Consider the following 23710-nt stretch of genomic DNA (forward strand, 5'->3'; position numbering starts at 1 on the left):
ACAATCTGTAATATATTAGGATTGTTCAACAGGAATGAAATATCTGTTAAGTTGTTATCTTGAACATAAATTGCATAGATGTTGTCTGAATTAAAGCTAAACTCATCTATTACATCTATTTCCATACCATGTAAATCTATAACCTGTAATTGATTTATTCCATTAAATGATCCGTAAATCTCTACATTATCATCTAATTCAAAAGGTAGAATTAACTCATATGCATCATCTTCAAAGTCTATGATTGGTAGATCAGTATTGTTGAATGAATCATCAATCACTCGAATATTATTTGGGTTATCTTCTACTATTGGTTCTCCTTCTTCATCCAGTTCATCAGGATCTTGATCAACAACCAATATTTCTAGGTTAGGTAATTCACTAAGCCCAACAATGTGTGTAAGACCATTGTTTCTGATATCTAGTTCAACTAAAGTAGGATGCCCTTTTACACCAGAAATATCATCTAGCAAGTTGTTATGTAAATCTATAAGTGCTAAATTAGGCCATTCCAATCCAATTGGTGGGATTTCTGTAATTTCATTATTATGTAAATAGATTTCTTCTAATCCTGAGATCAGAAGTAAATCAGTAAACTCAGTTAATAAGTTGTCGTTTAAGTTTATAACAGTTAGATTTATCATTCCTGATAAGTCATTTATATCTGATATTAGATTATTGCTTAAATCAAGCTCTAACAACGAAGTAAAAGAACTTATTGGTGTAATATCTGTTAGTAAATTATCTTGCAAGAATAACTTCTTAAGAGGTAAATTCTTCCCTGCTAAATCTGATATACTTGTTAATCCATTGTTTTCTAGGTTTAACTCCTCTAAACTTGTCGCATTTAACAAACTGCTAAAATCGGGAGAAGTCCCTTCACAACCTAAGTTATTATCATTCAAAATAAGTTTTTTAAGACTTACAAGATCATCTAATGAACTTAAGTCGCAGATGTTATTATTTCCCGCGTCAAATGTTTCTAGATTACTTAATCCTGATAAGTCTTCACCTAGAGTTGTAATATTGTTATTTCTTACTTCTAGTGTGATCAGATTCTCTAATTGATTTATATTAGGGAAATGAGTTATCTCATTATCATTAAGAACTAATGTTTGTAGGTTAACTAAGCTGTTTAACTCACTAATATTTACAATTCCATTATCTGTAAGAATCAACGATGTTAGTTTTGTCATTTCCTCTACACCATCAACACTTTGAAGTGAGTAACTACCTGTAATATTTAACTCTTTTACTTTTGACAAGTTCTTGAAACTTGCAATACTAACTATATTAGTATCAATCAACGTGATTGATTGAATATTTCTCAAAGCGCTAATCTGGCTTATATCTTTAATCCCTGGACCTGTAAGTGTCAAAGATGTAAGATTTTGGAAACACTGAATTCCACTTAAATCGAACTCATCGGTTGGATCTTCTGCTTCAAATGATAAATCAATTTCAGCTATAATACTTAAATAATTATATCTGTTTATATCATTCATTTCTTCATAGATATCTTCACTTGCAATCGACATAAAGCCCGAATATGTTTGACAATATTCAGGTAAATGCTCGTTTTCAGCTGTTTTGGCACACGATGCCAAAATGATTGTGGTAATAACAAGTGCAATTAGAGTGTATACTCTTTTAACGTTTTTCATTATTCCACCTCTCTCAATATATCTATAGGTTTTGTGTTAGCAAGTTTGCTAACGTTTCTATTACTTAAGAATCCTAGTAGGACAAATACAACTACAACGTAGAATAATAAGTTAAAGAAACTAATACTAGTTATTAATCTGTCTGCACCTAGACTTAACTTCATTCCAGCAAATGTAATGATTCCGCTACCTTTACTTATGGTGCTTGTGAATACTTGATTTACCAGTGAGTTAGCGATGTAAATGAAGACTATACTCATTACAGCGGCTAAAACAACTTCAATGATTATTTCAATAAAGAATAAGTTCTTTATATCTTTACTTGTACTACCAACACTTCTATATATACCGATTTCACTAATACGTTCACCAAGTATAACTTGCAATAGAATGTTGAAGAATATAATACTAATTAACATTAATACATTGAAGAATACTCCGAATAGTATTCTTATACTGCTTAAATAGTGATAACTTTCGGTGTTTACTTTACAACCAGAGTAATCTGTAATGGTGAATACATCCCCTAAAAGACGAACTTCACCTAGTTCGGATGCATTATTTAATATATTATCCACATTGAATGTCGCACAAACTTCACCTGGTTCAATATATTCTGTACGTTTGATTCTATAATCCTCTTGCACAGCTCCATCTACTTCATTTAATGGATCTGCAAAATAAATCAAAGCAACATCAATTGGTTCGTAATCTTCCTTAATACCACTTTCTAAATTGATTGAGAAATAACCATCTACATAATCCACATTCACTGATTCAATAAATAAATCATTATATGCTTCTTGATTAAAATAGATTATTGATTCATGTTCATTCTCAACGATTCCTGTGATATACATTTCTGTTTCTTCTGTTTGGCTTTTAAATACGCCATCTTCCATATATGCCAGTTTCTCTATTCCACCCACAGTTGTATTGGCATGGTCGTAAAGAGACCTATACACTCGTTCTATATATCTTCCTTCAACTGGTTCAATATAATCTGGTAGGCTTTCATTTTCATCTACCAAGTAATAAATTGCATTACTTCTGAATAATACATCAAAGTAATCTGGATCTATTTTGTTTACTTGTAGTTTGAAATCATCAAGATACTCGATATATTCCTCAACAGTATCAAAATAACTCGTAAATTTATCTTCTTGAATCTGTTCATCACATAAATTCTGATAGAACTCATTCAATTCATCATATTCATAACAATATAACGGAATATTCATTTTTAGATATCTGACTCTTGTGAAATCTTCCACATCAAAGCCAGAACCTACGTCTGTAACATCTAACTCCATTGATCCATCTGTATGTTCAAACAATCTATTTAGATACGTTTTAGAACCATATAGTCCTGTTTCTATCTCAAAAGTATAATTAGGGATAAGAATCGTAGTTCCAACGTACTCTTCTAAACTAACTACATTATCACTTATTCCAAAGTACTCCCTATAAAATTTACTTGTTACCATTAATTCATAGTTATATGTTGGATAAATACTTTCTCCAATAAATAAATCATCAAAACTGTATAATTCACTAATATTGGTGTCAATCAATCTCAATTTGAACTCACTTAATAAATCTGGTCTTGTCGCTTCGTTAGAAACGTGTTCTACTCGATCAGATATAAGATTATGAGCCATCAATGTATTGTATCCTAACAATATGTGTGTATTTTCTTCATAAAACGCATCTTCAAAAGACGTATATATATTAGATACAGCACTGTTGTAACCGTTTATACCAGCACTCTCATCTTCTATGTCCAAACTAAACGCATAACTATTCGCCTTGTTCAAGGCTTCATAGTAATTATCGTATGCTGTACTTACTCCACGCTCTAAACCATTAAACAATATAGTAAAACTAAATGCTAACGCTAACGAAAGGGCTGTAAATAAGGTTCTTAACCATTGTGATTTGATTTTTCTGAATGTTAACTCCAACTTGTCTTTAAAACTAAGATTAGTTGGTTTTGTTTTCTTATACACATTTTGATATGTTTGTGGAATGTCTTCACGAATCAAATCTGATGTGAATCGTCCTTCTGTTAACTCAATTATTCTAGTTGCATGTTCATTTGCAATCCCTCTATCATGGGTAACCACTAAAACAAGTCTTTCTTTACTCAGACCTTTGATTAATTCAATAACATTCTCTGAAGTTTTATGATCAAGAGCTCCAGTTGGTTCATCGGCAAGGATAATATCTGGATCTTTTACAAGCGCTCTAGCTATTGCTACACGTTGTCGTTGCCCACCACTTAGTTGATTTGGTCTCTTATACATATGATCAATAATTCCAACTTGCGTTAAAACTTCTTTGATTTTTGCATCTTTTACTTTTTTGTTCATTGTATTTTGATATTTTAATGCAATTTCCACATTTTTATATACTGACAGATATTCAACAAGGTGATATTCCTGGAATATAAATCCGATTTTCTCGTTTCTAATCGCATCCCAGTGTCCTTCATTGATATCTGATATATTATTTCCTTCTAAGAAGTAATCTCCACCATCGGGTCTATCTAAACCTCCAAGGATGTTGATTAAGGTAGATTTCCCACTACCACTTTTCCCAACTATAGCGACAAATTCTCCACGTTTAAAGGACGTAGTCACTTTATTAAGCGCTACAATCTTTCTTCCTTCTTGTGTTTCGTAAATGCGTTCTACATCTACGAGTCTTAGAATTACGTCACCTCTACTCATTTAAATCACTCACTTCTTAAAGCATCTATCGCTCTCATATTTGCTGCTCTGAAACTTGGTACCAATACACTAACAAACAAGAATACTACAGCACCTAGTATAACCATTGCACTGAAGAATATCTGATAGCTAAACAGCTCATTTAAGCCAAATATTGATTCTAAATCAGTTAAATCTACTACAATACTTTTATATAAGAACTTAAATCCAAATGCTATTCCTACATAAACAATTGTATTCAATATAAGTATTCTCCATGCTATTTCCAATGTTTCAAATACAAACATATTTCGAATACTCCTCTTACTTACACCAATACAAGAATATATTCCAATCTCTCTAATCCTTGAAGATACACTGCTTGCAACAATGTTTATATCAATTGTTCCACTAATAATTATTAAACTGAAGAATATACCGAGATATATGAAATAAAGCATCTCTTCTAAACTTTGTGTTTCAATGTATTCTCTTAATTGTGGGTTGTCTATTGTTGCACCTAACTCATCGCTTAACGCATCTAAATCGATAAACTCATCAATATCATTTACATAGAAACTTACATAGCTATCATAATACTCATCTGCTCGTATGAAGTTTACATCATCTTTCAAGTAATCAACATACTCTTCAAATCCACCAACAGGAACAAATATGTTTCCTGTGTAGTTAACACCTTTATAAAAACTATTTAATACACCTTTGATAACAAACTGATAACAGTCATCTGTAATCTTACTAAGAGGTGGAACTTCATCCCCACTAATAATACTTTCCCCACAGACATATAATGATTCTCCTACGAATGTGTTTAAAGTAGTTACGTCCAACGTTTTACCTTCGTTGTATATCTCATCCATACTATATCCATAGAATCTAGATAGTATGAACTCACTTGAAACGATCACCTCGTTAAACTGTGTTGGATATCCACCAGCTAATATTTGATCGTTTAAGTAAAAGAAGCTTTTTGATTCAGGTAACGTAACCATTTTAGGGCTAAATACACCTGTATTAACTGTGTTTTGTGATTTCATATCAAATCGTTCATCATCAACTACCAAATACATTTCCTGTAAATAATGTTCGTAGTACATAGTTGATTCGGAGATACTCTCATTAACAACAAGACTTGATATTGTATCTTGTGCATCATCATAATCAGTAACTAGGAACTGTTGATAGTTATTATTTACATCAAATAGGTTGAAGTTATAGTCTGTAATATTTCTCATTACTAGGTTTACAACAAGTAACAACATAATACTAATTACAAAACTATAAAGTATTCTTCTATTGATTTTTAGTTTTTGTTTGTAGTTCTCTCTTGCGATTTTTCTAGTGAACACAGGGTTATTACTTACGTATTTACGTTCCAGTGGTACATGACACCTTTCACCAACTACTAAGCCTGTTTCCATCTCCGGAAATTGCTTAATTAAACGCTTTCTCAGTCTTTTTGTTACTTTAGTTTCATACATAAGTAGTTTATTTGTAGTGTCTCTTGTGACACTATTTTTTTGTTTTACTATCTCGTCACTTATAACTTCACCATCATGAAGTCTTACAACTCTTGTAGCGTTCTTATACGCTAGATCTTCATCATGTGTAACCATGATGATGATACGTCCAGGTGCGAACTTTTGAATCAATGCCATTATTTCTTTAGCTGTAGTACTGTCTAATGCACCTGTTGGTTCATCCGCTAGTATAATTGTTGGGTTTATAATAATCGTTCTCGCAATTGCGACACGTTGACGTTGTCCACCGCTTAATTCACTGGCTAACTTATCATCAACACCCTCTAATCCAACTTCCTTCAATAGTCTTAAAGCTATCTCTCTTGCTACGTTGTTGTCAGATCCTGTCAGAATTAATGGTAAAATTACGTTTTCCATAACCGTTAAATGATCAATAAGGTTAAACCTTTGGAATATGAAGCCAATCTCCTGATTTCTTATCTCACGCCATTTACTATCATTAAACTTATCAACATCTAGATCATTAAATATGATTTTTCCGTCTGATTTAATATCAACACCACTAATCATGTTAAGAAATGTTGTTTTACCTGAACCAGATTCACCTAAAATAGCGATAAACTCGCCTGGTTCAAATTTTAAATTTACATCTTGAAGTGCAACAAAGTCTCTCTCTTTGGTCTGGTAAATTTTCTTAAGATCTTTGACTTCTATCATAAGTTATCACCATCCTTTATTGCTTTTATAGTGTCTATGTTTGTGATTTTCTTTGTTGATACTCTTTTAATTATGTATTTGTAGATAAAGAAATAGAATACCAGTGTCGCAAAGAATATAACTACGTAATTCATTGCGAATACATCATATAAATTAAAATCAAAGAATAGGCCTAGTAAAGGCATATAGTAATGACTTATTGGTGCATTTGTATATAAATTTAAGTTGCTTAGAATTAACATAATTCCAAAGAATGAAATAAAACTAAATAATGCAACTCGTTTGTTTTCTAAACGAACCATATCATAAATATCTTCATGAGAAGTTCCTAAAACACGTAAACTAGCTAATTCCTTAACTCGTTTCCTTGTCGCGGTCTCATATATGTTTCCATATAGATTAATCAGGACAATACTTAAGAAGATTACACTGAAGATTAAAACAAGGTATACAACCAAATAAAGTACGATCATAACTAAACTACGTACTGCATTGGTACTAATACTGCTTATAAGCAAATCAAGGTTTGTATTTTCCATAAATTTAATGAATCCAGGACTTTGTTCTAATTTTGATAATCCTTTAACGAAATTTTCAATAAAGCCAATGTTTTCTACTAAAACTCTCGGTACCACTAAGTAAACAAGACCACTTAGACTTCCTCTTTCTCTTTCAAAAGAAGAAACAAGATTTAGGTTATAGAAGTTCCCTTGTGCACTTTCGTAGAACTGATTATTGAATAAGTGTGCATATTCTGTATAAATAATTCTATTCGTTGTTTCTTGGTATGTAAGTCTACTAAAATCACCAAATACTTCTAATGCATCTTTAAATGTACTGTGTGTTTTCAATTTGTTATATATTGAATCTGCCTCTGCAAGTAAACTCTCATAATCTCTGTTTATGTAACTTTGATTGGTTAAATACTCATATTCATCTCTGTCACTAATTACATAAGCATGTTGTGCAACGTACATATGTAAGATATCAATGTAGCGAAGGCCTTCAAACATCTCATTATCAACTAAATCTGTTAAGAATGCATTGTTTATAGGTGCACCAGAAAGATCACTTTCAACATATAGAGCTACTTGTTCTGTAGCTTCGTTTAAGGTATCTATCCAAAGTTCAAATGTTTCAGCAACATCTTCTTTAATCTCGGGGATGTAATTATCCAAGAAATCTCGTTCTATATCATCCACATTGAACTCTTTATAGTTCTCTAAGCTTATTTCAGCGTATTGGATTGCTTTTGTGAACTCACCATATGTTGAGTTATCCACTATTTCAAATGTAATATACTCTTCTGCATCTTGGCTAAAAATGAAACTAAAAGATTCTGAAGAGACATTCGGCATAAATACATCGTCTTTTAAGTCTATAAACGGATTAATATCACCATCAAAATTTATTAATCCTACTACCGTGAATGTATGTGTTACCTCTTGGTAAGACTCTGTATAGCTGTCTCCATCGTCTTCAAATGTAATTATATTTCTTGTTATCGTAATTTCTCTATCCGCTTCATCCATTTCTAAGAACTTTTCACTTATCAATGCACTTGGTATGATTTTCAATATATTCCCATGTTCGTCTTTGAACTCGTCAGGAGTAATTATCTCGTACTTGAATAAAAAATCAACAGGGACAACCACTTCGTCATCATTTTCAGGTAACCTACTACCTTCAAGCATGTGATCATTCAATATATCTGCGTTGTTCTCACTATATACATAGTTGTATTGGTAAATACTATCTGCATCTAAATCTACACCCATAAAATCTGTGACATAAGTATACGGTTCTGGATACTGTACAATATTTTGATAAATGTACTGTAATTCCTCGAATACGATATCAGGGTTTGATTGCTTGAGTATAATACTAGAATTATTGTAGTATACAGCAAAAATAGGGCTTAATCCTAAGTCCTCTAGTTCGTTTTTAATATGTAGAATTCTATCTTGATCGTATTGATAGTTAAAATATGGATCAATTAGTAATTCATCTATGAAATGTGAATTAATTGTATCAGTTTGACTAAAATCACTTATAAATGAGAACTCTAGATCTTCATGAAGTTCTCTATCTAAGTCATCCATCTCGTAATCTGATGCAATGTAATATACTCTGTTTTCATTTGTCATTGTTCTTGTATACATGGCTTTTTCATTAAATCCACCAAAGGTCTCAGTAACAAAATTTAACCCAAATACAATAGTTAATAGGAATACTGTGAAAATTAGTGCACTAAAGACATGCAGCCCTATATTTCTTAAGAAAGATTGATTAGCATACTTCTTCTTACCATGAAAATTATCACTAGTTTGCAGGAATCTATAGATTCTCGTGTTTAGCTTTGTATTTCTCATTCTCTCTTTTATTAGTCGTCTTTTAAGTTCTTCATCTATATCAAATTCATTTTGATTATTTAATTTAAAGTTCTCTAAATCAACACCTAGATCTTTTAAGACGGTTTCTTTATTAACTTCTGTTACTTTTTCTTCCATATCAATCATTTTTTGAATTCGTACATCATCTTCACTGATTTCTCTATCAATGATTAAATCAAGTTCATCTACTCTAATTTTGGAAGGGTCTGTGATTAATTCATTCTTAATTGTATAACCACTTTTAAGTTCTATAACACGGCTCCCATAATCTCTAACAATGGCTTTGTTGTGTGTTGCTATTATTAGCAACTTTGTTCTACAAAGGTCTTTTAATAGGTCTAAAATCTCTTTACTTGTTCTTGAATCTAGTGCAGCTGTAGGTTCATCAGCGATAATAATATCCGGATTCTTTACAAAAGCCCTAGCTATTGCAACTCTTTGTTTTTGTCCACCACTTAGTTCATAAGGGTGTTTATCCGCATGATCTCTCAATCCCACAAGCTTTAAAGCGTGCAGTGCTGCTCTTTTCCTACTTCCAGCATTCACGACACCTATTACCTTAAGTGCAATTTCTACATTCTCAAGAACAGTTAAATTATTCAATAAAACATATTGTTGGAAAACAAACCCGATTCTTCTTTTACGAATGGTATCTATTTCTCTTTCTGTCTTTTCACGCATGTTCTCGCCATCAAGAATAAATTTACCAGCGTATTCTCTATCAAAACCACCTAGAATATTAAGTAACGTACTCTTACCACTACCTGAACGGCCCAAAAGAACAACAACCTCACCCTTTTCAAGGTTATAATTGATGTCACTTAATGCGATTACATTATAGTTCACAGTCCCATATACTTTAGTTAAATTCTTTAATTCAATCATTCGGAAGCCAACATTCTGATTGTATTACTTCGTGAGATTTTGTATGCTGGGATCAATGATCCAACCATAAACAAGAATAAAACTACAATAAATATAATACCTACATGGGAGTAGTGAATATGAAAATCTATCAACGATAGGTCTTGATTCGTTATAAACGAAGCAATAACACCAAACGTTGTTGTAAAAATATTTGTAATGAAGTGTAAGTAATCTGCGACTAATAAGTCTCTAAAATTAAATACACCATTAATGATAAGAATTAAAACAAATGAATATATTAAGCTATCTTTAAAAATTGCTAGAGTAAACTTAATCGGTCTCAGCATAAATAGGAGTGCTATTTCTTCTTGAGAAGCACCAAAAGCCTTTAATACTGCAATTTCCCTTTTCTTGTTTATTATGTTTATTGTAAAAACAAACAAGTAAGAAACGATACAGAACCCAATCAGTATATATAAGATAACTTGTATCAAAGATGATAGATTTTGCTCAAAGAATTGATATATAAAATCGAGAATTACATTTTTATCTGCCACTTCACCTTGAACAAACACTCTAAGATACTTATCTGTAAAGACGTCTAAATTCTGATTTATAACACTTATAACGATAAACAAAGTTAAAGAAATACTAAATGTCCTAAAAGTCTTTCCGAATTTCTTTTTATCGATATCCATACTTAAAAATGAATACATCAATAAATTCAGGAATCCAGCATGCTTTTCTTTTAACTTCCTTTTTTCTGATTTTACAACTGGAGTATCTGCAAGTTTCTGGTCTTTTACAACATTACCATCGACAAGCATAATCATTCTATCGCTGTATTTTTTTGCAAACTCCTCATCATGAGTAACCATGATAATCGTTTTTGTCTTTGATAAATCTTTTAATAATTGAAGTATTTCAACTGCAGTATAATCATCTAGTGCACCTGTCGGTTCATCACATAAGATAATCTTTTGATCATTTACGATTGCTCGTGCAATCGCTACACGCTGCTGTTGCCCACCACTAAGCTCTGGTGGTCTTACTTTTGTATATTGTTCTAATCCTACACTCTTTAAAGCTTCAAAAGCTTTTTCCCTAGCCGCTTTAAAGGTTTCCCCATTCAATACTAGAGGTGTTGCCACATTATCTAAAACACTCATATCTTTAACTAAGTTGAATTCTTGAAAAATAAATCCAATATAATTATTTCTAATTGTGTTAATTTTTTTTGCTTTTATAGAACTGATGTCATGCCCATCTACTATAATATTTCCCTTGTCATATTCTAACAACGTACTTATAACGTTCAAAAGAGTAGTTTTTCCAGATCCACTTCTTCCTAGGATCGAAACAAAACTACCTTCTTCAATATTTAAATTTATACCTTTCAGTACATGTGTGGTGTTTGTACCATGTTTGTAGCTTTTATGTAAGTTTTTGATTTCAAGTATACTCATGCCATCACCACCTTATCAATATAGTACTAAATTCTTGTGTATATATTATGAATAATTACTTATTGTTTCGCTCTGCTTCGGTGATACGTAAATAATTAGGATTCAATCCATGAATATCCTTAACTAAGTACATCAACCCAGATCTAATAATTATCTCTATGTTCGGTTCTCCATTACTAACGACTCTAAATGGACCCTCGATACTAGCTTTAAATTCTTCAAGATTAGTAAGTTGCTCGATTTCCTTAAGACTCATAACATCTTTTTTCTTCTCATAAAGGCCAAGGAAACTATTTCCCCTTCTAGCATCTACCTCGGCTAGAATAAGCCCTTCGCCATCAAGACTACTCGCCATTAATGCAAGACTACTTACTGTGTATACTGGGATGTCATTGTTCCAACCAAACATTTTTGCTACAACAACTCCAACTCTCAACCCTGTATAACTTCCTGGTCCAACACCGACTATGATTTCATCAATGTCGTTTACTTCAAGCTTATTTTCTTTTAAGATTCTTTCAAGTTCTATCATTAGTTTTACTGAGTGATCGTTATTTCCAATTTGATAATATTTCTGAACACAATCAAAATCACTGAACAACGCTACATAAAGATACTTTGTTGCTGAATCAATTACTAATCTTTTTAATGATTTCTTCATATCGTCCAACTCCTTCAATTTTTACCAATCTCTTGTCTTGATCAATTATTTCTATTTCAAAAATAAGTTTTTCATCAGGTAAACTGTTAATTATGTTTTTATACCATTCAATTACACACACACCATCTCCGTATATATACTCTTCAAGGTCATAATCTGCACCAATACCGTTCAATCTATATACATCCATGTGGAATAAATCTAATTCACCATCATATACTTTCATGATTGTAAATGTAGGACTGTTGATATTATCTGGTATACCCATACTCTTACCAAAAGATTTGGTAAATGTCGTTTTACCAGCACCAAGGTCCCCTTCTAAGCATAATAAAAAGCCAGGAAATACATGTTTTCCTACCTCTTTTGCGAATTCTTGCATGTGTTTTAAATCATTAATCATTAGTTCTTTATACATCATTTCACCAGCCTATTAATTTGTATATCTAAGATATACAATTAGTATACCTAGATTATATCACATTAAAATGCAATATATAAAAAATTGTGTGTTATAATTTTCTCGAGGAGTGATTTTATGGACTTAATTCTTTACAACCCGTTATCAAATAATTCTAAATCTGGTATACAGACTCATAAACTCATAAGATACTACAAAAAAAATAATATTCCGTTTAGACTAAAGAGTATAGTTAAAATTAAGGATATAAAGTCTTATCTAGAAGGTAAAGACCATATTGATAAAATCATTTTACTTGGTGGAGATGGAACTATAAATCATTTCGTTAACAGTACGATGAATGTAGAAATTAAACAGGATATATACCTAAAAAGAAATGGTACAGGTAATGATTTTTTAAGAACATTAAAAGTACAAGATGATAACCCGCAATACATAATGGAAAGCATATATGATAATGGCTTTAAAACAAACTTTTTAAATGGCACAGGTATGGGATTAGACGGTTATGTTGGCTTCCTAATTCAAAAAGCAAAACGAAAAGGTAAACTTGCGTATCTATACCATACACTTAGAGCCTTAATTAAGTATATCCCAGAACCAATTACTGTAGAAATTGATGATGAAAAACATCATTTCAAAAAAGCTTATATTGTAACCATGAATAATGGAAAATATTTTGGTGGTGGGATGAAAATTAGTCCTGACGCAAAAATAAACGATGAGTTCTTAGACGTAATCGTAGTTCACACGATATCTAAATGGCTAATTCTACCAGTATTCTTCTCAATCTATATTGGTAAACACATAAAACTTAAAAGGTGGGTTACCCATTTTAAGGCCAAAAAAGTAAAAGCAACGTTTACAACACCACAGATCACACAAGCAGATGGTGAAAACTATTCTGATGTTACATCTATGCTAGTTCAGAGTTCAGGAAAGAAAATACACTACAGATATTTCGATCAAAAAAAGCGCTAAAATTAGCGCTTTTAATTTACCTCTAAATAGCTTTTGTAAAGCATACAACCTTATTTCTTGTTGCTTCTTTGAATCCCATTTTCTTAACATACTTAATATGTGCTTCATTCTTTGTATAAACCAAAAACTCTTTATAACCCAATTTCAAGAATTCTTCTCTTTGTGATTTAAAAACATATGCACCAAGTTTAAAATCTCTATATTGTGGTACAACGTAGTCTACTTTAATCTCCAAAGTGGTACTATCCGCTTTATCTGCTATAAACAAACCAGCTGGTGTCATATTCCTCAATATATACAATTTTGTTGATGCGTTTTCGATATCAACTTTGCTTATATTTACGTAACTTTCAATATCTTCTTTATAAAACTTAATAAATGACTTTAAATACTCTGATTTTCCTTCAAATGGTAATAACTGGAAAAATTCTTTACCCTTATACATTTTAACTAAATAATATACATCAATAATTACTATACCTAAATTCATCATACCTGTTGGTATGCTTCCTATCATAAATCCATAAAAACCAAATAATGTTGCTCCAAAAAGATTAATCCATCTTAACTTTTTTAATGAAGACATCAATAATGATATTAATACTATCAATGATGCTGCATAACCTAAATACTCTAAATACATAATATTCCTCCTAATTCAATAACAACCTACCTTAACAAACTAACTAATTCATTTCAATGTCTTTTGTCAGTTTGTTGAATGGTTTAATTTCTGTAATAAGTACACCAGCAATAATAAGGAGTCCACCTATTACCACTGATTCTGTTAAAACCTCATTTACAATCAATACACTTCCGATTGCTGCAAACACACTTTCTAATACAACTATCAGACTTACCCTTGTAGGTAAGCTATATTTTAATGCATAACTTTGAACTAAAAATCCTATCGCAGTGTTAAGTACTCCTAAAAATAGTAATGGCCAATACTCTAAGATTTTAATGTCTATAGGCTTTGAGAATATAAACATCGCTATAACTGAAAATAAAGTAGCTGTATAAATATTGAATAAAACGAATGTAGCCGGATCCAAATCGTGTTTCTTTTGAAAATACGATCCAGTAATAATATTAAATGCGACCATAATAGCGCATATGAATGTGAAAAAATCCCCTAAGTTAATGTTTTCTAAAGATATTGTATCAAATCCAAAAGATAGTACATAAAGCCCAATTGTAGCTACAACTACAGATATGATATTGTACAAATCAACTTTCTTCTTAAAAAATAGAAAGTATAGAAATGGAACAAACACAATATTCAATTGTGTAATAAAACCATTCTTAGATGGTGTTGTTATACCGTTTCCTAGTGTTTGAAAAAGGAAACCTAGGAATAGAAATAATCCTGTAATAACACCAAATATAACAACTTCTTTATTTATGAATTTAAGTTTTCTGCGAAATATAATTGTTAACAAAATAGTTGCTGTAGCAAATCTACCAACCATTATCATGTAAGCATCAAAACCATAATTGAAGGCTAATTTTGTAATAGGGAAGCCTAATCCCCATATAATTGTCACTATAACCAATGCAAGTTCCGAGTAAGTCTGTTTTGATTTCATATGCACACCTCGAGTCCACTATAACAAAAGAAAAAGAGTAATTCAATGAATTACTCTTTTTTGTCTATTTTAAGCGTTTCTTTAACTCTTTTGATAATTCTTCATAACCTGGTTTACCAAGTAATGCGAACATATTTCGTTTGTAATCTTCAACACCTGGCTGGTTGAATGGATTTACATCTAGTACATATCCACTAACTCCACAAGCTTTCTCAAAGAAATAGATTAAATAACCAAATGTATATTCATCAAGTTTTGGCATATTAATAACTATATTAGGTACTCCACCATCATTATGGGCAAGTATAGTTCCGTAGAATGCTTGCTTATTAACAAAATCTACAGATTTACCCTTTAAGTAGTTCAAACCATCAAGGTTTAGTTCATCTTCTTCAATAAACATCTCTCTTCTAGGTGCTTCTACATTTAGAACCGTCTCAAATAGATGACGTTCTCCATCTTGTACGTATTGTCCTAAACTGTGTAAATCAGTACTGAACGAAGCGCTTGCTGGGAATATACCTAAATGGTTTTTACCTTCACTTTCTCCGTATAACTGTTTCCACCATTCACCTACAAAGAATAGAGCTGGTTCATAATTTACTAACATTTCTATTTTCTTTCCATCTCTATATAACAAATTTCTTACTGCAACATATTTATATGCCTCATTCTCTAAAGTAGGCTCTAAGTATTCGTTATAAGCATCTTTTGCACCTAACATGATTTTATCTATATCTAGTCCTGAAGCCGCGATAGGAAGTAATCCCACCGCTGTTAAAACACTAAATCTACCACCAACATCGTTTGGTACAACAAATGTTTCGTAACCTTCTTTGTCTGCTAAAGTACGTAACGCACCTTTATCTTTATCCGTTGTTGCATATATTCTGTCTTTTGCTTCAGATTTACCATATTTCTCAATTAGTATCTTTTTAAAAGCTCTAAACGCCATAGCAGGCTCTGTAGTTGTCCCAGATTTACTAATTACATTAATACTAAAACTCTTATTAGCTATGTAATCAATTAGATCCATCATATAACTTGAAGAAATATGATGTCCAACAAATATGATTTCAAGACCTCTGTCTTTATCAAAATGTTTTTGTAACCCCTCTAATACAGCTTTGGAACCTAAATAAGATCCTCCAATACCAATTACAAGTAATACTTCTGAGGATTGTTGAATTCTCTTTGCTGCCTTTTTGATTCTATCAAACTCTTCGATATCGTAGTTAACAGGTAAATCAACCCAACCTACGTATTCGTTACCCTTACCAGTACCGTTGTGTAAAAGCTCATGTGCCTTTATAATTTCTTGTTCTATATTAGGTAAATCCTTCTCATTAAAAAACTCAATTGCTCTTGAATAATCAACTCTTAAATGTTTTTTCATATTATACCTCCTAATTCGTTCATATATTACCATATTGACAAATAATTGTATATAGTAAAGCCTTTACATAACCAAAATAAAAACAGTGAATTACTCACTGTCTTTAAGATTGTAGTTACCAATCCATTCTTGTAAAGAATGCTTCAAAGGATCAAAACCTGTATCCAATATAATATTATATCTTTTTTTACGCTTGTGAAGTGCTTTAAAGCTTAGACTAAGCTTTGTTCCACTCACCTTAATTACTTGTAAATCAATAATATCACCGACAGATACATAATCATCGATACTACGAACAAAGCCGTCACTGAATTCACTTATATGAATTAGTCCAATATACTCATCGTTAACCTTAACGAAAGCTCCGTAGGGCTTTATTGCAGTAATCTCACCTTTAACAACGTCGTTAATATTCATCATTAAAACTCCTCATTTTTGATTACTCATAAATAGTATATCAAACTTTTAAATATGTTAAAAGCAATAAAAAAAGAAAACAATTAAGTTTTCTTTGTTTTAGATATTTTCTACTCCAATAATTCCAGGTACTTCCTCTAGTAAAATAGCCTCAATACCATCTTTAAGTGTTGAATCAAGAGCACTACACCCTACACATGCACCCATCATCTCTACAAAGACTATTCCGTCTTCATATCTAACATATTTTACATCTCCACCATCTCTTTGTAAGTAAGGACGAACTTTGTGAAGAATTTCTTTTACTTGTTTTTCAATTAATTCCGAATTCATGGTAATCACCTCTTTAATTTCGCAAATTTATTATACACAATATTACGTACAATGTGTACTAAAACGCTAAAAAAAATAAGGATTATTCCTTATTTAATCTTTTTAGTACAAAATATGGTGCATTCGGTGTTGCTGATTCCATTAAATAATCTGGTATAGTTTGCTTTGATTCTTCAGAAAAACCTTTAAATCTAAGCATATCTGCACTGTAATCACCAACTATATATGTGTATTTGTCTAAATACTCTACATATCTCTCATTAAAAATCTTAATTTCTAACGCTTCTTTATAATCCTTGATAATCTCAAAGTTTCCGTGTTCTGTTTCTATCATGATATCCTCCTAATAATCGTTATCGTCGTATGATTCGTAAATATCATCACTTTTATTACTATTCATGACCTCTTTTTTTTCTGGTAAGACAATTGCCATGATTATGTATAATAGTAATCCTGTTCCCATAAATAGTATAGTAAAGGCAAATGCTATCCTAACTATTGATGGATCCATATCGAAGTATTCTGCAATTCCTTGACAAACACCTGAAACTTGTTTGTCCTTATCTGATTTATATAATCTTTTTGCCATTTAAGTCACCTTCTCCACTAAAACTATACTTTCAGTCATAATAGCCTCTTCTCTACCTATTATACCTACTCGCTCACTTGTCGTTGCTTTTACACTTACAAATTCTACATCAACTTCTAGTAACTTTGCAATGTTTTCTCGCATTTCTTCTTTATAATGTCTTAATTTTGGATTTTCTAAGAATACAGTAGAATCGATATTTATGACTCTATACCCTTTCTTTTTAACTTCACTCATTACTTTTAAAACAAGTAGACTAGAGTCTATCCCTTTGAATTTTTCGCTTGTATCTGGAAAAAGCTTTCCAAGATCTCCAAGAGCCAGTGCTCCAATAAGTGATTCACAGACTGTGTGTAATAAACAATCTCCATCACTATGGCCGACAGATCCTTTATTGTGTGGAATTCTTACTCCACCAATAATTAATCTATATCCTTCTTCTAGTCTGTGGATATCTGTACTGTGTCCTATACGTATCATAAAATCACCTCTAAAATTTTAATATCTTCTAATGTTGTTAATTTGATATTTCTATAATCCCCCTCGATTACAACTGCTTTTATATCCATGAATCTCTCTAAAAGTACCGTGTCATCTGTACCAATAAAATTAGCTTTTTGTGCCAAAAGATGAGATTTAAGCAAAATATCCTTTTTGAAAGCCTGTGGTGTTTGAACCATGATCAGGTTAGATCTATCAAGAGTCTTAACAACGCGATTTCCACTTACTTCCTGTATTGTGTCTTTTACTTTGACACCCAGAGTTAAAGAGGAATGGTTGGTTAAATCAGATAGTAAATCCTTCATTGAGTGCTCAGGAAGGTATGGTCTTGCCCCATCATGGACTAAAACGTAATCATTTTTCGCTTTTTGTAGCGCTTTAAAGACACTGTCCTGTCTTTCCTTACCGCCTATAATTATATGGTTTATTTTACTTTTATATCTTGAAGAAAAGTATTCGAATTCTTCTTCAGAGACAACTAAAATCAATTCTGTAATTTTTGTATATTTTTTAAAGGAATCAATACTATAATCTATCACTTTTTTTCCATTGATTTCATATAAAACTTTATTATATTTCAGTCCGGTTCTTTTACCACTTCCAGCGGCTAATATTATACCTGATATACTCATAAATTAAACCTCTTTTTTCTTATTGATTTTAACTGTGTGGAAAACTATTTTGATATATAATTTTTAAATCAAAATTATGTGGAAAGTATTATTTAGCATTTAATAAATGCAGTTTGAATTATATTAATCTTTATTTCAGATTTTTTCATCTAATAAATATATTGCTCTTCAATATATTTTTCAATTTCATAGTATATGATTCTAATTGAGTATATTTAAATAATTTCTAGTAGAAAGTAATGATACTTTTGATAAGGTTCCCATGCAATTAATTTCTAATTCTCAAATAATAATGTGAAAGTACATTTCATTAACTTTTTGATATGTTTTACGCTTAAGTATATCAAATACGATCATAAAAGCTGAAATTTGTGTTCGAATTGTCTTTTAATGTAATATCTAGTGCTTTATTCGCCTCTTCAATAACTTTGTCAGGGGATTTGCCTTCATATGGTGATTCTGCAATACCTATGTTTGGGTACAATGTTTGTGTGATCCCACCGAATACCATATTTAAATTAAGTAATTCTCCTGCACCTTGTAGTGCACGTACTAGTATTTCATATTTTTTATCATCTTTGATTATCATTCCGAAATTTATACCTCCAATTCGGAATAAACTCTGATTATCTTTTATGAAATTATATCTGAGTTTTTTTATATATTCACCCATCATTAAATCGCCTACATCTCTACCATATTTTTCATTAATTTTCGGGATGTTTGTTAGTTGAATATTTACCAAATGATATGGTGATTTTGTTCTGGATAATTTTTGTAATTCATCATACATTTTTCTAGAACCTTGAAGACCATTTAGAACTTCTATTTCTGTCTGTGGATAAAGTTTAATATCTAGTATTTTTATTATTGAAATAAATGTATTTTTTTTGTTAACATTGATTCTCTTTCCAACCTCTTTAACCCACAATAATTTTTCATCTTTTTTAATTCTATAATCGATTCTATATATAGGGTTTCTCTTTGTTGTTTTTTCCATTGCTTGTATATATTGGGGTAGATCATCTTTGTATATCTTTTTATGTAATTCTTCATCTGTGAATTGATTGTTTTCTAGTCCTAAATAGGATATAAACGTATCAGAACCGAAAATCAGTCCATCAGATTCTCTAAATGAGATACCATCACTCAGTATTTCAATTGTTGAAATGAACCTTCTTCTAAGTAACTCTGAAGACTCCCCTAGTTCCTCTAGTTTTTCTTCAAGAGCTAGAAAATCATATTCGGAAATATCCTTCTTAAAATGTTTCCATAAGTTTCCGATAAACATGTTTAGAGAGAATATACCAATTGTCCCGTAATAGTAATACTCAAAATATTCAACATATTGATTCTTATCGAATATAAGATATACATACCCTAGGGAGAATAGAAAAGAGGCTATTAATGAATAACCCTTCTTTTTCTTGTTTGTTAGCGTTGTTAGTACGTGGTAAATAACTAATAGTGATAGTAAACCAATTACTATATAGTCACGTTCAGTCATAATTTCACCCTCTATTCAATATTTCCTTTAATGTAGTGTGTTGGGTAATAAAACATTAGGTATAGCGCGAAAAACGCTAAATAGTACGCTAATGACGAATAACTAGTTTGTATTGAAAAACTTAATAGTGATACTACAGCGAAGAATAATCCCCATATAAAGGTTAATCCACCCGCCATTTTCTTAAATAGTTTGGTTCTTGTGTAATCTGTACGATAATCATACTTGATATATCCAAATAGGATTGGTTTGTTTATTAACCAAGATGATAGCAATACAACTGCGAATAACAACGTAGTGTAGCTACTATCCTCTAATGTATTCATTGATGTACTAAATATGCTGACTATGGATATTACAAAGTATAAAGACATAGATAGGATATCAAATACGCTTATATGATTCAGTTTTTTATACTTCAAGTACGTTATAATTCCCAGTAAACCAAGCGTAATTGGTCCTACAATCAAGTAATAATGATAATTCGCTAATAAGTTCGACAATACTAAAACACCGAACATAGCAAGGAAATAACGTATTCCGTACTGCCCAGGAGTATATGAATACTTATCTTGTCTCCCTTTTTCTTCTATTCCCATGTCAAACGCGTCTATTACTTCATCTAAAAACTTACGTTCACCTACATATTCAAAACTACCATTATCAATCGCCTTCTCAAGAGTGGTATTTCCCACACTTAGGTCGTATAAGCATTCGTTGGTACCAATAATAATTATGTCCGATATGTCTGTAACACCTTGGTACAGACGAATATGTTTTGCCTTTGTACGAATGTAATAAGAATCTTTTCCTACAAAGAATTGTATATTATGTTCTTCTTTCCCTAATCCACCCGGAAAGAACTGATTTGAGATTATAACCATTAACTCATCATGTGTAATGAAATAATCATCATCATCTCCACGATATATTAAATCATCAATAATGTCTCCATACTCAACACCTGATTGAATCATACCAGTAATACCGGCTTCTGGTCTCAACCAAGATCCAATAAAGTAAGCGTTGGAAAACGGGTTAATAGCGGTATAATCGTCAACATCAAATAAGTCATTTATTGTCTTATCTTCCCAATACTCTTTTGATGCAAGGCCACTCAAATATGGTCGTTTGACACCAATTTTTGAAACAGTGATGTTATCTTTTACCTTTGGGAAATACGTTACAAATTGATCAAGCACTTTTGTTAGCATTTCTTTTCTTGGCATTTGAATATCAATAAACTCTATTAAAATTGCACCTAAGCCATCCTTGCAGCTTTTGGGATCAATCTTTTTATAGTTCATAATACTATTGATTCTTACTTCATCTGTATCAAACTTACTAAAGATATATTGCGTTTCATTAATTCCAAGTTCTTCTGCTGGTTTACCTAATCCTACGTACACTTGATTGATGTACTGTGGTTCGGAAACAGCTGTATACATGTCTTCAAATTTTTCTCTAATATCCCTTGATGAAGGGATATACTGTTCAACAAAGTCGTCAATTCTCATATTGATTACATAATGCTTCGCTTTGATTTCGATACCCTCTGAATCAATTATCTTGTGAATCTCATTATCTTTAAATACAAATTTATCTATTTTTCTTCCAGTAAATATCTTCTCTCTAGTTTTGGAAATTTCCTTAGTTATTTCAGTAACCAAGCGTTTAAAGGAACTTGCTAGAAAGTGCGAACCATCTATGAATGTATCAAAAAACTTCATAAAGTAGTTATATGCATGAACTTTATCTATATCTAAACCGACTGTATCATACACTAATGTGAACTCATTCATTAGGTTCTCATCTTTGAAATATCTTTTTAGGACTTGCAATAAACTTAAGTCTCCCCATTCAATTAGAATTGATGGTATTGTATACTCTTCGTTGTTTAGTCTAGCCATTTTCTGAACTCGATAATCAGCATAATGCTTTTCTACAGCACCAAAGAATTTATGTATTTCATTTCTCTGCTTTGGGTATCTTCTTACTAAATAAATCACGAAATTATTGATATCGTTAGGTCTCTTAACAACGCGTTTTTCATGGTCTATAACCATCGCATAATCATTATCAAAAAACGTAAAATTCTTTTCTAATCCACATCTGTGAATGTATTCATAAAGTAAATCCCCTTTATGAACTCCACCAAGATCATGGTGATAGAAATCAAAGTTATACGAATTATTGTTAGGATCTTTTAGTTTAGATGAATATTTTAATAGTTTTTTCTGTTTGTTCTCTTCAAAAACAGCTACATTACGTAACCTCTTTGATAAATATGTCGCCGTGGTAAGACTACCAAGCCCTCCACCGATAACTACTACATCATATTTTTCCATGTGTATCACCCTCTTAACTATTACCCTTCATTATAACATAATTCATATAATGAATATATGTTAAAAGAAAAAACGATTAAATCGCTTTATTCGTTGTTTACTTAGACATAAACTTCACAATCCTAATGGTGATCGTATTTTTCTCTCCAAAGCCACCGGTGGTAACTTCATGAACCTCTTTAAGTGATGCGAATTCCTCAATCAATTTAACAAACATACTATCACTCTTCAATTTGCATAGACTATAAAAACATAAAAAAAAAGCCGTAACGGCTTTACTTTTGCAAATGTTTCTCTAAATATAGTAATAATGATTCTTTACTAATATCTAAATCAAGATACCCATCAACAGCAACGCTAAGCGCTCCAGTTTGTTCACTTACTACGACAGTCAAAGCATCTGATACTTCAGAAATCCCTATTGCCGCTCTATGTCTAGAACCAAGTTGTTTAGGTATATCTAATCTCTCTGTCGAAGGATAATACGCTCCTGCACAGATTATTTCATTACCTTTAATAATTACAGCACCGTCATGAAGCGGTGTATTTGGATAGAAAATTGTTGATAATAACTCTGAATTAAGCGGTGCATTGATAGCATAAGCCTTTATTATAAACTCATCTAAAGATGTCGTTTTCTCAAAGCTAATTAATGCTCCGATGTTGTTCCCTGTTAAGTAATCGACACTTTTGATTAACTCAATTTTGATATTGTCTTCCAATGTTTGTACAAATAATGCGTTTTTCTTAAAACCTAAGTTTTTCATTAACAACAAAGCTTCAGTTTGAACAAGTATGATCAATACGAAAGCTGCTGGAATCAGTCTTGCAAAGGTTTCTATAGTAAATACTCCATCAGAGATAAAGAAATAAATAACTAAACCAAATAAAAGAATGTTTAATAATTTAAAGAAGCGATAAAATAACATCGTAGTTTTTAGTTTGATTAATAGCGTGAAAATTGATAATAAATACAAATTTATTAATAGTATATCAAATTTTTCCATAATGGCAT

General features: G+C 31.3%; 20 protein-coding genes. 1 reads left to right on the plus strand and 19 read right to left on the minus strand.

Features of this window, described 5'->3' with window-relative positions:
* The 7 genes from AC2LE6_RS01570 to tsaE form a co-directional block, all read right to left on the minus strand.
* Positions 1-1664, minus strand: a 1664-nt coding sequence (locus AC2LE6_RS01570) for a leucine-rich repeat domain-containing protein (RefSeq protein WP_484477481.1), incomplete at its 3' end; no start/stop codon positions are given.
* Positions 1664-4396, minus strand: a complete 2733-nt coding sequence (locus tag AC2LE6_RS01575) for an ATP-binding cassette domain-containing protein (RefSeq protein WP_484477482.1) — start codon at positions 4394-4396, stop codon at positions 1664-1666. The genes AC2LE6_RS01570 and AC2LE6_RS01575, both read right to left, overlap by 1 nt.
* A 5-nt stretch (positions 4397-4401) precedes the next feature.
* Positions 4402-6594 carry an ABC transporter ATP-binding protein/permease gene (locus AC2LE6_RS01580; RefSeq protein WP_484477483.1) on the minus strand — a complete coding sequence of 731 codons (2193 nt, stop codon included), beginning with the start codon at positions 6592-6594 and terminating at the stop codon, positions 4402-4404.
* Positions 6591-9872, minus strand: coding sequence for an ABC transporter ATP-binding protein/permease (locus AC2LE6_RS01585; protein WP_484477484.1), 3282 nt, complete (start codon positions 9870-9872; stop codon positions 6591-6593). The genes AC2LE6_RS01580 and AC2LE6_RS01585 overlap by 4 nt, the downstream gene beginning before the upstream one ends.
* A complete protein-coding gene (locus tag AC2LE6_RS01590) occupies positions 9869-11320 on the minus strand; it encodes an ABC transporter ATP-binding protein/permease (protein ID WP_484477485.1) in 1452 nt (483 codons plus the stop codon). The genes AC2LE6_RS01585 and AC2LE6_RS01590 overlap by 4 nt, the downstream gene beginning before the upstream one ends.
* A 55-nt stretch (positions 11321-11375) precedes the next feature.
* Positions 11376-11981 (minus strand): tRNA (adenosine(37)-N6)-threonylcarbamoyltransferase complex dimerization subunit type 1 TsaB, encoded by a 606-nt coding sequence (gene tsaB, locus AC2LE6_RS01595; protein WP_484477486.1) that lies wholly within the window; start codon positions 11979-11981, stop codon positions 11376-11378.
* Positions 11950-12402 (minus strand): tRNA (adenosine(37)-N6)-threonylcarbamoyltransferase complex ATPase subunit type 1 TsaE, encoded by a 453-nt coding sequence (tsaE, locus tag AC2LE6_RS01600; protein WP_484477487.1) that lies wholly within the window; start codon positions 12400-12402, stop codon positions 11950-11952. The genes tsaB and tsaE overlap by 32 nt, the downstream gene beginning before the upstream one ends.
* A 117-nt stretch (positions 12403-12519) precedes the next feature.
* Between tsaE and AC2LE6_RS01605 the strand changes: the two genes are divergently transcribed.
* The gene (locus AC2LE6_RS01605; RefSeq protein WP_484477488.1) at positions 12520-13383 is read left to right on the plus strand and encodes a diacylglycerol/lipid kinase family protein; all 864 of its coding nucleotides are present in this window, start codon (positions 12520-12522) and stop codon (positions 13381-13383) included.
* Positions 13384-13405: 22 nt separating this feature from the next.
* On the opposite strand, the gene AC2LE6_RS01610 is transcribed toward AC2LE6_RS01605, so the two are convergent.
* The 12 genes from AC2LE6_RS01610 to AC2LE6_RS01665 all read right to left on the minus strand — a co-directional run bounded on the left by AC2LE6_RS01610 (position 13406) and on the right by AC2LE6_RS01665 (position 23702).
* On the minus strand, positions 13406-14026 hold the full coding sequence (locus tag AC2LE6_RS01610; protein ID WP_484477489.1) for a hypothetical protein: 621 nt from the start codon (positions 14024-14026) through the stop codon (positions 13406-13408).
* Positions 14027-14069: 43 nt separating this feature from the next.
* Complete coding sequence (locus AC2LE6_RS01615) at positions 14070-14972, minus strand: DMT family transporter (protein ID WP_484477490.1); 903 nt, start codon at positions 14970-14972, stop codon at positions 14070-14072.
* Between the two features lie 64 nt (positions 14973-15036).
* Positions 15037-16368, minus strand: a complete 1332-nt coding sequence (locus AC2LE6_RS01620) for a glucose-6-phosphate isomerase (protein ID WP_484477491.1) — start codon at positions 16366-16368, stop codon at positions 15037-15039.
* Between the two features lie 90 nt (positions 16369-16458).
* Entirely contained in the window at positions 16459-16788 is a 330-nt protein-coding gene (locus tag AC2LE6_RS01625; protein ID WP_484477492.1) for a S1 RNA-binding domain-containing protein, read from the minus strand.
* Between the two features lie 96 nt (positions 16789-16884).
* Positions 16885-17118 (minus strand): NifU family protein, encoded by a 234-nt coding sequence (locus AC2LE6_RS01630; protein ID WP_484477493.1) that lies wholly within the window; start codon positions 17116-17118, stop codon positions 16885-16887.
* A gap of 82 nt (positions 17119-17200) precedes the next feature.
* The gene (locus AC2LE6_RS01635; RefSeq protein WP_484477494.1) at positions 17201-17452 is read right to left on the minus strand and encodes a YutD-like domain-containing protein; all 252 of its coding nucleotides are present in this window, start codon (positions 17450-17452) and stop codon (positions 17201-17203) included.
* A 9-nt stretch (positions 17453-17461) separates the two neighbouring features.
* Positions 17462-17707 (minus strand): PspC domain-containing protein, encoded by a 246-nt coding sequence (locus AC2LE6_RS01640; protein WP_484477495.1) that lies wholly within the window; start codon positions 17705-17707, stop codon positions 17462-17464.
* Positions 17708-18187, minus strand: a complete 480-nt coding sequence (ispF, locus tag AC2LE6_RS01645; RefSeq protein WP_484477496.1) for a 2-C-methyl-D-erythritol 2,4-cyclodiphosphate synthase — start codon at positions 18185-18187, stop codon at positions 17708-17710.
* The gene (gene ispD, locus AC2LE6_RS01650) at positions 18184-18840 is read right to left on the minus strand and encodes a 2-C-methyl-D-erythritol 4-phosphate cytidylyltransferase (RefSeq protein WP_484477497.1); all 657 of its coding nucleotides are present in this window, start codon (positions 18838-18840) and stop codon (positions 18184-18186) included. The genes ispF and ispD overlap by 4 nt, the downstream gene beginning before the upstream one ends.
* 343 nt (positions 18841-19183) lie before the next feature.
* Positions 19184-20347: a sensor domain-containing diguanylate cyclase gene (locus tag AC2LE6_RS01655; RefSeq protein WP_484477498.1), complete on the minus strand. Its 1164-nt coding sequence runs from the start codon at positions 20345-20347 to the stop codon at positions 19184-19186.
* Positions 20348-20358: 11 nt separating this feature from the next.
* Positions 20359-22695: a hypothetical protein gene (locus AC2LE6_RS01660; protein ID WP_484477499.1), complete on the minus strand. Its 2337-nt coding sequence runs from the start codon at positions 22693-22695 to the stop codon at positions 20359-20361.
* Positions 22696-22970: 275 nt separating this feature from the next.
* A complete protein-coding gene (locus AC2LE6_RS01665; RefSeq protein ID WP_484477500.1) occupies positions 22971-23702 on the minus strand; it encodes a diadenylate cyclase in 732 nt (243 codons plus the stop codon).
* Positions 23703-23710: the final 8 nt, after the last annotated feature.

The sequence above is a fragment of the Candidatus Izemoplasma sp. genome, from assembly GCF_982632705.1.